Genomic DNA, 14,987 nt, shown 5'->3' with positions numbered 1-14,987 from the left:
CTGACGATGCAAGACTGATGGCGGCCGCATGTCCCTGGTCAAGAACAGCTTCTATAGCCTTGCGGGGACAATCCTGCCGATTGTAATCGGCATAGCCACGGTCCCTTTTTACATTAGGGCGATCGGCATGGAGCGCTACGGAGCCTTGTCGATTGCCTGGCTTCTCCTCGGCTATTTCGGACAGGCCGATTTCGGCATCGGGCGAGCAATCACCCAGCGCATCGCTTCATGCCGCGGTGCCGACGCAAAGCAGCTCGCCGAAATCGTCTGGTCCGGGCTGGCTGCCATTTCCGGCTTTGCCGTGCTGGGAGCATTGCTGATTTACTGGGGCGGCCACTGGTTTTTCGGCAGCCTGTTCAAGGTTGAACCAGGCCTGCGGGGCGAATTGCTGGACTCGCTGTGGATGCTGGCCCTGTGCAACCCGATCGTGGCGCTCACCGGTGTGACCTCCGGCAGCCTGATGGGAATTGAGCGATTCAAGCTGGTGTCGTTGAGCAACCTGATCGGCAATTCCGCACTTCAGCTCCTGCCCTTGTTGGCCGCCAGCTTGCTGGGAAATCATCTGGGCGTCTTGATCGCCGCGTCGCTGATCGCGCGCGGCATCGCGCTGGTCATGATGTCCGGCGCCGTCTGGTGGCGATTCCTCAGAGGTCAGGCCGTGGCTATTTCTGCAAGAGAGGCCAGGCACCTGATGTCATTCGGCAAGTGGGTAATGGTCTCCGCCTTTGTCAGTCCGCTGATGATCTTCGCTGACCGCTTCGTCATCGGCTCCGTGCTGGGAGCAGTGGCTGTCGCGGCCTACGCGATACCTTTCCAGATCGCCAACCGGACCACGGTGATCCCTTCGGCAATAGCACAGGTCCTTTTCCCGCGCTTCGCCTTTGATTCGCACGAACGGTCAAAGGAGCGAGCGGCGGAAGCGACGATTGCCGTAGGCTTGGCGTTTGCTCCGGTAATTCTCGTCCTGATGGCCCTTGCCCAGCCGCTTTTGGAACTTTGGCTTGGATCACGGCTCGATCCGCGATCGGTTCCGGTTGCCCAGATCGTCCTCGCCGGATTCTGGGTGAACGGTATCGCCAATGTCCCATACGCGCTGATCCAGGCGCGCGGGAATCCGCGATTTACTGCACTGCTCCATTCCGTGGAACTGCCATTTTACATGGCGATGCTGTATTTTCTGGGTTTGCAGTGGGGCCTTATAGGATTGGCTGTCGCCTTTTCCCTACGCTGCCTAGTGGACCTGCTCGTCCTGCTGAAGGCAGGCCACAGCTGGAATGCCACAGTGCTTGGCACCTTGTTGCCGCCTGCTTTGGCGGTATTGGTCGTGTTGGCAATCGCCAATCATCTCCACAGCTGGCAGAACGCCTTTACCGCTGCGATCGGTATGGGTTTTGCGTCGCTGATCTACGCTGTGAAGAATTTGCCAGAAGAAATGTCGAGGCCAATCCGGTCGCTGATATACCGGCTGGTGCCGGGCCTGAAATAAAGGCCATCCGGCTTTGCGCTCCCGTTGGGGTCTGAAGGCTTGTCCATCTTCAGGCGAGCGATTATGGCCTGCGCGCAAGGCCCTTGCTGAAAGATCATCCAAATGTCCAATCATGACTATTCGCGGCGCACTAAGAGCCAGGTCATCTGGTATGGCGGCGGTATCCTGGCCATCATCGTTATTCTGCTGATCGCCCTGCCGCGTCTTTGAGCGCTACCACCCGATTGAAAATCGGGCCGGCGGCCTGCTGAACGCAGGAAGCCGGCCCGAAATCGTGGTGTCCGCGAACATCCAACAATACGTTGGTGCGCTCCCGGAACCGAGGGTTACAGAATTCCGCCGATATCGCTCCACACGGCGTTGGCCTTGTTGGCTTCGAAAAACACCCGTGTCTCACGCGCAGCGAAGGCTACGCCGGCAAAGCCCCAGGTTGCGTCGGTCAGCGTTCCTGGTTCATCCATCATGTTCTGGATGAAATAGACATTGCCCAGACTTGTCACCCGCTTTGATCCCTGGAATGGACCGGGAAGGAATTCTGAAGTGGGCGGTGCGGCGAACACCAGACCGCTTTCTGCCGTGGTCTGCTGGCCTGTTGGCACCGTATCCGGACAGACGCGGTAAGTCGTCGGCCAGATCCGGTTGGTCAGCGGATTGACGAGGAGGTTGGCAGCGAATCCCGTTTCCAGCTGCTTCCACCGTGTGATGACCTGAGTCAGCGCCGTTTTCACAGCCGCCGGCGTGGCATTGTGACTGGTGAACGTCTTGGCCCCGGCGATCCATTCAAAGCGCTGCGGGAAGAAGCTGATCGCTTCCGCCCCCATGACGATTGCATCGGCAATCTGGAATCGCACCTGCTCGGGCGTCGGCACCCGAAGTTCGGTCTGATACCCTTCGACAAAGCCACCCGTAGCGATAAAAACGGCATAGGGCGATGCAGCCAGCCAGTTTACCTTCATCACGCCGCTCACCGACCATTGCTCGGTGCGGGCAGATACAAGGCCCGCCGAAGCATGAGTGGCAGTATAGGGCTGTCCATTGGGGCGATACGCCATAACCACGGTCTTGCCGGCTGTGGTCTGCTGCACCGGATACATGTCGAAGCCTGCCTGCACCGCCGGATAGGCCGCGAACTGGTCGAAGTAAGGGAACAGCGTTACGCCCTGTTGGTAGATGACAGCGGGTCCGGTGTTGTTCATCGCGCGCGGCACGGTGAACGTCGGGTCCGCCGCATCAATCATCGCCAGCTGAGGAGCAATGTTGAAGCCACTGCCAGCCTCGGGTTCGTCCTGCACCGGCCAGCCAGCAATATTCGGGCGCATAGCCGGAGCAAGGTCAGCCAAGGCCCGCGTTGATGTGAACGGATGCCGGGCAAGCTTGAATCCTGCCGCGATTGCCGCGCTGTCCCACGCCTGTGCTGCGTTCCTGTGCTGGTTCGTGAAGCTCGACATATTCGCCGGATCATATCCGCTGACCCCGGAAACATTCGGGTTCCAGCTATCCATGATGTTGGCTCCCACGTCAGACCAGAACGTGAATTGCGATGATGGCTGGGCGAAAGCCATCCACGGGAACCGGCCCCCCAGCTCGCGCGCAAAGCCCTCGTCGGGCCGATTGAGCGGTGGGGCCGGCGGCTCAAAAGGGGGCATGACTCCGCCTCCCATCGCGGTATCAAGCCAGTATTCGGCCGGTACCGGATCAGCGGTCAGCGCGCCGCGAACGATGAGCCCGTAAATGTCGGCGGCAATGCCGGGGCGGAACGACATCTTGCCGATATTGACGGTTACGGTGCCGAGCGCATTCGTGCCCTTGTCACCGACGCCATTGACGCCCGCCACACCGTTGACGCGAATTGTCGACAGGTCTCCGGGGATATCGTGCTGCGATGACATGACCATGGTGTTAGGCGCAGTCGAGTTGGCCGTTGCATTGGCGCCCGAACCTTCGGTGGCAGTAGCCGAAAGTAGCGCATCCCAGATCGTGTTCGATCCGGATGCGCGTTGTCTGATTCGAAAGGTTGACGGCCCGGGTGCTGCGCTAGAGGCCATTTCAACGATGCCCGATAGGTTCACCTGGGCCCGGTTGCGCAGGGCGGCGAAGGTCGAAAGGACGCTCACCGGGCCGAAGGCTACGGTTGTCGTCAGGTTGTCATCCACCCCGTCGAATTCGAGGAAGTACTTCCCCGTCGTCGCGTTCTGGCGAAGAACCGGTCGCTGAGTCGCCGTAGCCTGAGTGGCGTTGTGGCCACGCCCGCTCTTGTCATTGATGCGCGCAACAGCCTGTCCGACCACGGCCGGTACAGTCGCAGCCGTATCCTGGAACATGGTCGCAAGGTCCTGGATGTCGAACCAGAAACCTTCTTCGCCGGCGGCAAAAAGGCTGCTGGGCGCAAATGCCGGCGGGGGAGGAGGTGGTGGTGGGGGCGGAGGTGGCGGTGGCGGAGGAGGCGGAGGCGGAGGAGGGGCCCCGCCCCCGCCGCGATTCTGCAACGTGCTGGTTACCTTGTAGTCGATACCGAACATCAGGCGAGGCCCACGATCTGGCTTGCGGTCGTACCGGTGGCGCGAACTGCGCGGGCGCGAACCGGAAGGACGGTACCGGTCGGCACGTTGGCAAAGGTGATATCGGTGGCGGCATCAACCGGACGGACCACCACGTTTCCGCCCGTGCCGACGTAAAGCGCTTTGGTCACGACGGTGAGCTCAAGGGCATCGCTGGGGACGACCGCGATGCAATTGCGGGCCGGGCTGGAAACGGAATCGGCGGAATATTCGAAAGGGTTCGAGGGCAAGGCACATACTCCTGAATGATGCAAGAACAAAGAAGGAACATTCTTCTATGCAATGTGCCATCATGTAGGAAAGTGGAATCTGCGGCCGGGTCGAAGCGGTCGGAATACAGGGGGTAACCGCCTTGCAGGCCTCAAGCAGTTGCCTTGCACTGTGCAGAGCGTCGGGCCTGACGTGCGATCATTCAATCCTGCCTTCGCGCAGCATGAATGTGCGATCGGCAGCGAAGGATTCGTGCAGACGGTGTGCAATAAGCAGTACGGTCGTCTTGCCACGCAGGTTGCTGATAGTATCCAGCAACCGCAGTTCCACCTCAGGATCCAGCGCACTGGTCGCCTCGTCGAGGATCAGCAGGCCCGGCCGGCCAAGCAGCGCGCGCGCCAGGCATATCCGCTGTCGCTCGCCTCCGGAAAGCCGGGAGCCCCGGTTGCCCGTTGCCGTATCGAGTCCCTGAGGCAAGCGGCGGACAAACTCCTCCGCCTCGGCCAAGGCCAAAGCCCGCCACAAGTCATCCTCGTTGGCCTCGGGCGCGGCCCATATCAGGTTTTCTCGCAAGCTGAGATCGAACAGAAACGATTCCTGCGGAACATAGCCCGCCAGTCGCCGTGTACCCAAAGCGACTTGCCCGCCGGCCGGCGCTACGCCGCCCACGCGAACCTGCCCGGACGGAGGGCTGACAAGCCCCATCATCATGTCGGCCAAGGTAGTCTTGCCGCTTCCCGAAGGCCCGAGCAGCACGGCGATCTCTCCGGCTTCGATGGACAGGGTAACGTTTTCGAGCAGCCTGTGCCCGCCGTGGGGCAAGCTGTAACTCACCGAATCGAGCCGAACGCCGAGCGGACCGGCCGGCGGCAGATTTGGCTGTTCACTCGTGCCTGCTGTGGCGGACACTCCCGCCGGGTCACGCGCGGGTTCCAGCGCCAGCGCAATGCGGGAGAGGTTGCCGAAGGCCGGCAGCATGATCAGCACGTCCTGCACCGATTGCGCCAGTTGCTGGACCGGCCCGATGATCCGCGTCATCAGCGCCAGCATCGTGAACAGCAACACCGGCGCCGTATGCAGCCACTGGATCCCGGCAAAGACGATGCCGGCTGCCGCCAGTCCGGCAGCAAACTGGAACGCATTGTGGCTGATCACCTGCAAACTGGAAAAGGCGAGCGCCCGCTCGCGAATATTGCGGCAAACGGTCAGGAAATCGCCGGTGTAGCGCGCTTCGGCGCGATAGGCCTTGGCCAGCTTCATCCCGGCGAGAAAATCGCTGAACACCGCCTGACGTTCAGCCCCATAGCTGCTCAGTTCCTCGCCATGCCGGTGAGAGGCGCGCACGATCGGGAGTAGCAGGGGAATGCCGGCCACGACTGCCGCCGCCGCGATAGCCGTCAATGCTGGCGAAAGCCACAAGGCCAGAGCCAGCAGGAAGGCCAGTTGCAGGATTGCCACCGTGGCTTGCAGCAGCCGATCCGTACCAATCGACAAGCGCGTCACTTCGGCGTTCATCGCGAATTCGAGACGGGAGTGCCTCAGTTCCTGTACTTGCCGCCAGTCAGCGCCGGCGATCGCGCGCACGAGGTCTTCGCGCTGCCGGTCGACCAGATCGAGCGAAAGCCGCAGTGATTGCAGATCACGCTGCCAGGCAACGACCGCGCGAATGCCAAGCAGGATCGCAAAGAACCCGAGGATGCCGGCGAGCAGCCCGGTGCTGCCCAATCCTTGAGGGACAAAGCTGACGACCGCCTGCCACACCGCGCCGCCACTGGCCGGGGCCGAGCCGAAGACAATGCCAAGCAGCGGCATCAGCATCAGGATGCCGACGCTTTCCAGCAACGATCCAGCTATCACCAGTCCCAGCACCAAGGCCAGACGCCCCGGACCGAGCGCGCGGAACGCAGCAGCGAAGGCCCGTAGCTGGGGCAGCGCCTTCGATCCGGTCGCCATTCCTGTCGCAAGCCTCCTGCCAGCCCCCATGACGAGGTGCTCAATCAAGGCATAGCCCAAGCCGCCCCGACGCACAGCAAAGATTGCAGGAGCCAGTTGCCAACTAGCCACCCGAGGCGCGGCGCCTTGCTGCCGGTGCAAAAAGCTGTCAGGTGCGAGGGTGGCCCGGATGATCAGACCGGGTGGCCGGCCTGAATGGCCAGGCAGACCCGGAACCGGGGTAATCACCAGAGATCCGGATGACGACGAAACTCCAGCAATTCTTCGATGCCACCGGCACACTGTCCTCGGTCACGCATGCCGAAAGGTTGGGCAATTCCGACCTGTTCTTCACCCCGGTCGAAGGCGGTTTCAATATCTGCGTCGAGGACCGCATCCGGTTCGAATACCGCAAGGACACCGGCACCGCCTGCCTGTGCCTTCCCGGCACGACCTCGGCAGAACTGGAACTATGGCACATGGGTTCGGTCACTGGCCTAGCGGCCTGGTTCAACGGACTGGTCGCGCTGCATGTCAGCGCGGTGCAATCGGGCGGCAACCTCATCGCGCTAGCGGGCGATTCGGGGGCGGGCAAATCGACCCTCGCCGCAGCGCTGGGCGCTTACGGATATCCGCTTTACGCGGACGACACCCTCATCCTCGACCGGCAGGACGGTGCCTTCGTCGCCATGCCTGGGCACAAGCGGCTGAAGCTGTGGGACAACGCCTTCGAACTCACCAAAGTCGAACGGGGAGAGCGCCTGCAACCCGGCGTGGACAAGTTCTATGCTGACCATGTCAGTGCATCATCGTCGGCGCTGCTGCCGCTGACCGACCTTGTTGTCCTGGTCGAAACCGATGGACCGGACGTTGCCTTGCGGCAGGTCAGGGGCGCCGAAAAGATAAAGCGGTGTGCCGATTCGCTGTATCGTCCGGACCTCTATGTCCAGATCGCCAGCGACCGCGACCATTCCGCGTTAATGATCGAACTGGCGGGCAAGTTGCGCGTATGGGAGTTTGTTCGGGCAAAAAACCGCGCTTTATTTGCCGATACGACGCAATTTCTCGCCAAAGAATTGTCGCGGGCAAGCAAAGACGCGAATTTACAATTCGATTGACGTTGCGGTGCAGCAAAGATAGTAATGCTGCCACGATTAACGGTTTAAGGTGCATTAGCCATGTCAGTTTCACAGTACGATTCGAAGCGCGTATGGCAGAAGCCGGAAGTCGCTGCACTGAAGGTTGACCTGCGCTCGGTTGCCCAGGGTAACGGCGCGGCGTCGGACGTGCACAAGGCCGCAGCAGCTCAGGCTTCCTGAAGGCTGAACGTTCCTTCTCGCATTCCTAATTTCCGATGATCTTCGAAAAACTGCCTGACGCCTTCGGCGCTGCCGAAGTTGATGGCGAAATTGTGCTGATTTCCGCCTCGTCAGGCGAGTTTTTCGCGATCAAGGGCTCAGGTGTCGAGATTTGGCGCCTGCTCGACGAATCCGGTGATGTCGATGACATCACTACTGGCTTGACCAAGCAATTCGCTATCGATGCCGATGCGGCAAGGTCAGAGGTCGTGGATTTCCTTGGCCAGCTGGAAGCACTCCGCTTCGTCAGGCGCGGCGGATAACTCGCCGCTTTTCGCACTTGGTCCCGATGCCTCGATCGAAGCCCGTCTCGGGCAGAGATGCCCCGACAAGCCGATGACCTGGCAAGGCCGTTTCCGCACTGCGATCGCCATGGCGCAACTCTTGCTGGCCTCAGCACTGGTGCGATTCGTGCCGATGCGCGTCTGGCGCGGATACCTCGGCTCGCTCGCCGATCCCCTCTCCATCCCGCAGCAAGAACCGGATGACGCCGTGTTGCGGACCGCATCCCGGCACACCCTGCACGTGATTCGGGCAGCGAGCCATTTCCCCTTCACCGTGAAATGCCTGCCGCAAGCGATGGTCCTGCAATGGCAATTGCGCAGCAGCCGCATTGCCAGCAATCTGGTGATCGCCATGCTGAAGTCCGGCCGCACTGCCGCGCAAGATCCCTATCATGCCTGGGTCGAGCTGGGCGGTATCATGATCCTCGGCAATTGCGAGCGCAGCGACTATGCTGTGCTGATGACCCTGTCCAACCAGCCTGCCTGACCAACCAACCATGACCGCGCCCGCCTCCAACCTGCTCATCGCGGCGGCAATCGACTTTGCTCGCCACGGCTGGGCAGATGGCACGGCCGAGCGGATGGCTGCTTCGCTCGAACTTGGCAGGGGCGGCAAGGTCCGGTCCGATTCCGCGCCCGGCGCCATCCTGCTTGTCCGGCACCGGGACGGCACGACCGGACAAGCGGGCCCGGGCAAAAGCCACCACGGCGTGCAGATCCTGTTCGCCGGGCACCTGCATGATCGTAGCGACTTGCGGCTACGGCTTGGCCTTCCGCCCGGCCAACCATTCGACGATGGCGAGATTTATGCCGCAGCCTATGCACGCTGGGGAGACGACTGCGACCGGCAGGTTAACGGACACTATGCCGCCGTGCTGTGGCATCCCGATCAGGGCCTGGTCCGCGCCGCGCGCAGCCCGGTCGATCCCTCGCCGCTGCACTGGTGGAGCGATGGCACGCGGCTGGTCATCGCCTCCACCCCGCGCGCGATCTTTGCCGCCGGCGCGCCGCGGCGGCTGGATGATGCCAAGCTTGATGCAGCACTGGTCGGCAGCTTCGCCGATCCCACGCGCAGCTGGTTTTCCGGCATCAACCGGCTTGAAGGCGGAACCGTGATGACCTGGCGCCGGGGGGCGCAAACTTCGCGCCGGTTCTGGTCGATCGAAGCCCTGTCCGAAGTTCGCTTCAAGCGCGACGAGAACTATGTCGAGGCGCTGGACGATCTGTTCACCCGCGCCACCGCCGAAGCCCTCATCGGAGTCCGCAAGCCGGGCCTGCTGCTGTCCGGCGGGCTCGATTCGCAGGCCGTCGCCAGTTACGCGCTGGACGCCATCGGGCCGAAGGAGCCGCTGGAGTGCTATACCTCGGTGCCCACGCAAGGGTTTATCCCCATCGAACGGGTTGATACGTTTCCGGATGAACGCGCCCATGTTGAAGCGCTTGCCGCCATGTATCCGCGCCTGAACGTCCACACCGTCGAGGCAGCGGACCGCGACTTTACCCACCATCTGTCCGAAATGTTCCTGCTGGGCAGCGCAATGCCACTCGCCGCGCTTAACCTGCACTGGATCCATCAATCGCTGGCACAGGCATCGGCACAGGGCTGCGATGTCATGCTGAGCGGATCAAGCGGCAACGCCAGCTTCAGCTATGACGGTGACACCGCCTTTGCCTTGTGGCTGCGGCAAGGGAACATGATGCGGCTGGCGCGCGAACTGCGCAGCGTTGACCGGGCGAGACCGCTGTACCGCCGGCTGATCACCTGGGCGGTCATGCCCAACCTGCCCCGGCCGATCCGGGTGCGGCTGAGCAAGCTGGTAAGTCCGGGACCAGACGATCTGGCCGGCCCTCTGCGCGAGGAATACTTGCGCCGACACGGCCTGCACGATCTGGCAGACGCGATTCCTCAACGCCCCGCCCGCACTTCGCGGCTGGCCCGCGGCCAGCTCCTGTCGATGGGCAGCGCCGAGGCGGGGGACACCGAGTTGGCCCTCGAGCTGTTGCACGGCCTGCCCTTCCGCGATCCCACCGCCTACCGTCCGCTGTTCGAATTTTGCGCCGGCATCCCCGAAGACCAGTATCGCCGCGATGGCGTGTCGCGCTGGCTGGCGCGCCGGGTCCTGAAAGGACGCATCCCCGAAGCTGTCCGGCTGGAAAACCGGATCGGCCAGCAAGGCGCTGACTGGCCGCTGCGGCTGGAGCGGGCGCGGCCAGCGATGCTCGCCGAATTGAACGCCATGGTCACCGACGATAGCATGGCCGAGCGGTTCGACCTGCCGCGCATCACCGCCGCGCTCGAACAATGGGACGGCCGCGACACACGCGCCAGCCGGGTCTTTGAAACCGTCGCTCTGGCCAGCAGCCGAACCATCGCGGCGAGCCGGTTCATCCGCTTTGCCAACGGGTCGAACGGTTGATGACGGCCAAAACCATCGATCCGGTGGATGTCCTCCTGCTGCGGATTGCCGCCGGAGCGGGCAGCGCGCTCGACGGCGAACTCAGCCAGCTGGACGCCGGTTCATGGTCGGCGCTGGTCCGGCAGGCCGTTGCGTTCCGGCTGGGTCCATTGGTGGCGGGCGCCATCGATCGGCACGGCTGGAGCGCACCGGGCGAAGCCGGCAACCTGCTCGACTGCGACCGGCGCGAGCACACGCTGCGCGCCTTGTCACAGCTCCGCACGTTGGCCGTGCTAGCCTGGCGGATGAGCGAGCTGAGCATGGACCACGTTGTGCTCAAGGGCGGCGCGCTTGTCATGACGCAGCGCCCGGGCCAACCCGTGCTGCGCGTCATGCGCGATCTCGATGTGCTGCTCTCGCCCGGAGATGCAGCGCGGCTGCACGCCGACCTGCTGCGCTGCGGCTGGACCGTGCCGCCGGGCTACTTGCGCGATACCGATCCCGGCAGCCACCACCTGCCAGTGATCGCCGACCCCGAGAACGGCAATCTGGCCGAACTCCACGTGCGATCGACCAAGGCGCGCTGGGCTGGCGAATCCGCCTTGCGTTGCGGGTTGCTGAGCGATGCGATTGCGGTTTCATGTTTGGGCGAAATGGTGCGGGTGGCCGATCCCGAGGGCAATTTCCTGCACTTGCTGGCCCATGCCACGCTTAATCGCCCGTTCGATCCGGGTCCGCAGTTCCTCGCCGACATTGCCGGACTGATCGCCGGCGGGACCATCGATCCGGCGGCACTGGCAAAGCGCGCACAAGCCCTGGGGCTGGGCCGGGCGCTGGGGCTTTCATTGGGCCTGGTCGACCACCTTGGCGCACTGCCGGACAAACAGTGGCGCGCTGAAGCAGAGCCGGGCAGCAATGCGCTCCTCGAAGCGGCAATGCACGCGATGCTCACCCCGCAAGGGCGCGACCGGGAGCTGCGCTTTCACGATGACATTGCCGATAGCAAATCCGCCGCCCGGTGGCTGTTGACCACCCTCGCCCGCGCCTTTTCGCCCCGCGCCGAGGCGTTAGCCGCGATTGCCGGTCGCGAGCCGGGCGATCCGCTGCGCTACCTTGGCTATCCGCGCTGGATCGCGCAGCGCGTTTCTGCGCTGGCCCGGGCGAAATTCGACCCCGAAATCAAGCGCGACATGGACAAGGCCGATACCTTGCGCGACTGGCTGTCGGAAAGTCCGGAAAAGGGAATCTGATGAACATTGCTGGCGCATCGGACCCCGAACTTTCGGTCATGGTGGTCAACTGGAACACGCGCGACATGACCATCGCCTGCCTTGAATCGCTGTACCGCGAGACGCGCGATGGGTCGTTCGAGGTGCTGTTGATCGACAACGGCTCGCATGACGGTTCCGCCGATGCCATCGCGGAGCGCTTTCCCGAGGTGCGCCTGCTGCGCGAGACCGCCAATCACGGCTTTGCCAAGGCCAATAACATCGCTGCCAGGGTGGCGCGCGGCAAATACCTGCTGCTGCTGAACAGCGACACGGTCGTGCTCGATTCTGCCGTTGACCGGCTGATGGACTTCGCCCGTGCCGCACCGCAGGCACGGATATGGGGCGGACGCACGGTCTTTGGCGATGGCAGCCTCAACATCGGATCGGCATGGGGCCGGCAAACTGTCTGGAGCGCGTTCTGCTTTGCCACCGGACTCAGCCTGCTGCTGTCACGGTTTTCGCTGTTCGATCCCGAAGCGATGCGCGGCTGGGACCGGGGCAGCGAGCGCGAAGTTGATATAGTTTCGGGCTGCTTCCTGCTGATCGAGCGGGCCTTGTGGGAAGACCTCGGCGGCTTCGATCAGGCCTTCTTCATGTATGCCGAAGAGGCCGACCTTTGCCTGCGTGCCGCGATGATGGGCGCGCGCCCGCGCGTCACTCCGGCGGCAACGATCATCCATTATGGCGGCGCCAGCGCGACATCGAACTCGCAGGCAGTGCGCCGCGTCATCCGGGCCAAGGTGGCGCTGGCCCGCAAGCACATGGGCCCGCTGCGGGCGCGCGTGGTCCACGGCCTTTTCCTGTTTGCGGCGGCGCTGCGGCGGTCGGGATATGCCCTGCTCAGCGCGGTATCCGGCAAAGGTGCCGACAAGGCGAGGGTCTGGGATGCGGTCTGGCAGGATCGCCGCACGTGGACCAGTGCCGGCGCCGACGTGTCCGACCGGAATGCCGGATAGCGAGCGGTGGCAAAGCCGTTTCTCATCCACGTCAGCGCCGACTTTCCCGATAAGTCCGGGCAGCAGAAAACGCCGGTCATCGCACGGCTGGTCGCGGCGGTTTCGCGCGATTTGGACCAGCAGATCTATTCGCTGAACCGGGTGACCCCGCCGCTGGCCAGTTGGCCCTGGCCGAAACCGGAGGTGCGTTTCCGAGACGAGCGCGAAGATCTCTGCTCGGTCCTCTATTCTGCGCCTCCGCGCGGAATTCATCATCTGCGGCTATTGCGCGCGCTGGGTGAGTCACTGGCCGAGCGCATCGGCGCAGGGAATCCCCCGGATCTGATCATCGGGCACAAGCTGACGGTCGAAGGCATCGCCGTCGCCCGCGCCGCGCAGCTGCTGGACGTGCCCTATGCCTTGTCGATACAGGGCAATACCGACGCCAAGATCCTGTCCGCCCGCCCAGATCTGCGCGAAGAATTTGCCCGCATCTTCCATGACGCGGCGGTGGTCTTTCCTTTCGCCCCATGGGCCCTGGCCCGGACGGAAGCGATCCTCGGGCAGCGCAGCGGGCCCACGGTATTGCTTCCCTGTCTGACCGAGCACGACATCGTGATCGTCCCCGAACCTGGCAGCGAGTTGGTCAGCGCCTTTCACTTGCACAATTACCGGCTGAAGAACCTGCCTCGGCTGGCCAGCGCCGTCTCCCTCGCCCGGCAAGCGGAACCGCCCCTGCAATTCACCCTTTACGGCGGCGGAGACGAGCCAACTCTGGCGCAGGTCCGCCGCCACTGCGGACAAGCGATCGGGCTGGGCGGCCACCTTCCCGGAACCGAACTTTTCCAGCGCATCCACGCCGCGCGCGGCTTTGCCATGCCGTCGCTGAGAGAAAGCTTTGGCCTGGTCTTCATCGAGGCGCTGATGGCCGGCACTCCGATCCTGTACCCGCGCGGCGCAGCGGTGGACGGCTGGTTCGCAGGCTGTTCCTTCGCCCTGCCGGTCGATGCGCGGGACACGGCGGCGATCGCTGCCGGATTGCTGACGCTTTACCGCGATGAAGAACGTCTGAAGGCAGACCTTGCCGCCTTTCAGGCAGCCGGCGGTCTGGCACCATTTGGCCTCGCAGCGGTGCGGGATGCGTTCGCCGGTGCAATTCGATCTGCCTTACCAGCGGCAAGACCGTCCCATGACGAGATTGCCGGCCTGCGGATTGACTTGAATTAACCAAGCTATCTGTCAAATACCGCGCAGGGCTATCCTGGCTGCGACTGTATTTGCCAGCGCGCGGCCATTTCTCAACAAGCAAAGGCGGGCGATCTTCTTGGGCGATCGAAGTGTGTCTGGACTGGTCAATAAAGTGCCCAACATCGAGTTCTTGTCGCTGCGTTTTGACTTGCTCGATCAGGCGGCGACGATCGATGCCTTGCGCGTCTTTGCAGCCTTGGACCGGTTTTCCTACCTGATTACGCCGAATGTCGATCATCTGGTGCGACTCCACGCTGACCGCGACAACGCGCAGGTCTGGGAAAGTTATCGCGAGGCTGACCTTTGCGTCTGTGACAGCCGGGTCCTCCAGTTGCTGGCCAAGCCCTTCGGCATCAAGCTGTCGGTCCTGCCCGGCAGTGACCTGACGCAGAAGATCCTCGAACTGGGCGATGCGCCGTTCGATGACATTGCCGTGATCGGCGGCAACGAAGACCTGATCGCGCGGCTGAGACTGCGCTATCCCGCCCTTGTCTGGCGCGCGCATTTTCCGCCGATGGGCGTGCTTTCCGATCCTGTGGCGCAGGACGAGATCGCACGGTTCGTCGAAACCGTTCCTTGCAAGCTGGTGATCTTCGCGATTGGCGGCCCGCAAAGCGAGGTCTGCTGCCGGAAGATCGCCAAGCGTGGCAAGGCCCGGTCCGTGGCGATCTGCACCGGTGCCTCGCTTGAATTCCTTGCCGGACTGAAAGCCCGCGCGCCGCACTGGATGCAGCGGGCACGGCTGGAATGGCTGCATCGGCTGGCCAGCGAACCGCGCCGGCTGTGGCGCCGCTATCTCGTCAAGGGACCGCAGATCCTGTCGATCATCCTGCGCGAACAGGTCTTTCGCCGCTAGGCAGCGCTCACGATTGCCGCAGGCTAGCCGATGGCCTGCGATATCGCCTCGATCAAGGTGCCAAGTCGCGCCTGATCGCCGATCGTCACGGGCTGATAGTCACTGGCCCGGATCGCGGATTCGAGTTCTTCGGGTGACTGCACCACGGTTATGCCGGGAACGCCAGCAAACCGCCGCGCTGTGGCGATCTGATGATCGTTGCGATGTTCACCAAGATCGGCGCGGCGTGGCATCAGGATGATTGGCTTGCGCAAGTGCGCTGCAGCCATGATTGCGCCAATGCCGGCATGGGCAACGATCAGTCGCGCGCCGGCCATTGCGTCTTCAAACTCTGCTCCGCGCAGGAAGTCGACCGCTTGGATAGTATGCGGCGTGAAGACGGGATCGGCAGTCTGAGCGAGGATCGGGCGGCCGATGCGCTTCGCCATGTCATCAAGCGCGGCCATCAGCCTT

Annotated in this window: 14 protein-coding genes; 10 read left to right on the top strand and 4 right to left on the bottom strand. The window is 63.2% G+C overall.

The genetic code is table 11. From position 1 onward, the window contains the following. The first annotated feature begins 28 nt into the window (after positions 1-28). The gene (locus tag RMO89_RS17740; RefSeq protein ID WP_310534807.1) at positions 29-1,486 is read left to right on the top strand and encodes a flippase; all 1,458 of its coding nucleotides are present in this window, start codon (positions 29-31) and stop codon (positions 1,484-1,486) included. Between the two features lie 326 nt (positions 1,487-1,812). Here the strand turns inward: RMO89_RS17740 and RMO89_RS17735 are convergent, their stop codons facing one another. From RMO89_RS17735 to RMO89_RS17725, 3 genes are all read right to left on the bottom strand, one after another. Beyond that, complete coding sequence (locus RMO89_RS17735; protein WP_310534806.1) at positions 1,813-3,807, bottom strand: hypothetical protein; 1,995 nt, start codon at positions 3,805-3,807, stop codon at positions 1,813-1,815. 197 nt (positions 3,808-4,004) lie between these two features. Continuing rightward, complete coding sequence (locus RMO89_RS17730; RefSeq protein WP_310534804.1) at positions 4,005-4,274, bottom strand: hypothetical protein; 270 nt, start codon at positions 4,272-4,274, stop codon at positions 4,005-4,007. A 178-nt stretch (positions 4,275-4,452) separates the two neighbouring features. Beyond that, positions 4,453-6,207 carry an ABC transporter ATP-binding protein gene (locus RMO89_RS17725; protein ID WP_310534803.1) on the bottom strand — a complete coding sequence of 585 codons (1,755 nt, stop codon included), beginning with the start codon at positions 6,205-6,207 and terminating at the stop codon, positions 4,453-4,455. Between the two features lie 239 nt (positions 6,208-6,446). On the opposite strand from RMO89_RS17725, the gene RMO89_RS17720 reads away from it, so the two are divergent. The 9 genes from RMO89_RS17720 (at position 6,447) to RMO89_RS17680 (ending at position 14,534) form a co-directional block, all read left to right on the top strand. Further along, positions 6,447-7,304, top strand: coding sequence for a hypothetical protein (locus RMO89_RS17720; RefSeq protein ID WP_310534802.1), 858 nt, complete (start codon positions 6,447-6,449; stop codon positions 7,302-7,304). Between the two features lie 60 nt (positions 7,305-7,364). Next, positions 7,365-7,505: a hypothetical protein gene (locus RMO89_RS17715; RefSeq protein ID WP_310534801.1), complete on the top strand. Its 141-nt coding sequence runs from the start codon at positions 7,365-7,367 to the stop codon at positions 7,503-7,505. 35 nt (positions 7,506-7,540) lie between these two features. Further along, positions 7,541-7,807 carry a PqqD family protein gene (locus RMO89_RS17710; protein WP_310534800.1) on the top strand — a complete coding sequence of 89 codons (267 nt, stop codon included), beginning with the start codon at positions 7,541-7,543 and terminating at the stop codon, positions 7,805-7,807. Beyond that, the gene (locus RMO89_RS17705; protein WP_310534799.1) at positions 7,764-8,315 is read left to right on the top strand and encodes a lasso peptide biosynthesis B2 protein; all 552 of its coding nucleotides are present in this window, start codon (positions 7,764-7,766) and stop codon (positions 8,313-8,315) included. Before RMO89_RS17710 ends, RMO89_RS17705 begins: the two co-directional genes overlap by 44 nt. Positions 8,316-8,325: 10 nt before the next feature. Then, positions 8,326-10,245: an asparagine synthase-related protein gene (locus RMO89_RS17700; protein WP_310534798.1), complete on the top strand. Its 1,920-nt coding sequence runs from the start codon at positions 8,326-8,328 to the stop codon at positions 10,243-10,245. Then, positions 10,245-11,474 carry a nucleotidyltransferase family protein gene (locus tag RMO89_RS17695; RefSeq protein WP_310534797.1) on the top strand — a complete coding sequence of 410 codons (1,230 nt, stop codon included), beginning with the start codon at positions 10,245-10,247 and terminating at the stop codon, positions 11,472-11,474. Before RMO89_RS17700 ends, RMO89_RS17695 begins: the two co-directional genes overlap by 1 nt. After that, positions 11,474-12,451, top strand: coding sequence for a glycosyltransferase family 2 protein (locus RMO89_RS17690; RefSeq protein WP_310534796.1), 978 nt, complete (start codon positions 11,474-11,476; stop codon positions 12,449-12,451). The genes RMO89_RS17695 and RMO89_RS17690 overlap by 1 nt, the downstream gene beginning before the upstream one ends. 6 nt (positions 12,452-12,457) lie before the next feature. Next, positions 12,458-13,657: a glycosyltransferase family 4 protein gene (locus RMO89_RS17685; protein ID WP_310534795.1), complete on the top strand. Its 1,200-nt coding sequence runs from the start codon at positions 12,458-12,460 to the stop codon at positions 13,655-13,657. 133 nt (positions 13,658-13,790) lie between these two features. Further along, complete coding sequence (locus tag RMO89_RS17680) at positions 13,791-14,534, top strand: WecB/TagA/CpsF family glycosyltransferase (RefSeq protein ID WP_310534794.1); 744 nt, start codon at positions 13,791-13,793, stop codon at positions 14,532-14,534. A 23-nt stretch (positions 14,535-14,557) separates the two neighbouring features. Here RMO89_RS17680 and RMO89_RS17675 read toward each other — a convergent pair whose 3' ends face one another. Further along, on the bottom strand, positions 14,558-14,980 hold the full coding sequence (locus tag RMO89_RS17675) for a glycosyltransferase (RefSeq protein WP_310534793.1): 423 nt from the start codon (positions 14,978-14,980) through the stop codon (positions 14,558-14,560). Between the last annotated feature and the right edge of the window lie 7 nt (positions 14,981-14,987).

The sequence above is a fragment of the Novosphingobium sp. genome (assembly GCF_031424035.1).
Taxonomy (GTDB): domain Bacteria; phylum Pseudomonadota; class Alphaproteobacteria; order Sphingomonadales; family Sphingomonadaceae; genus Novosphingobium.
This window is presented reverse-complemented; position numbering and strand designations above follow the sequence as displayed.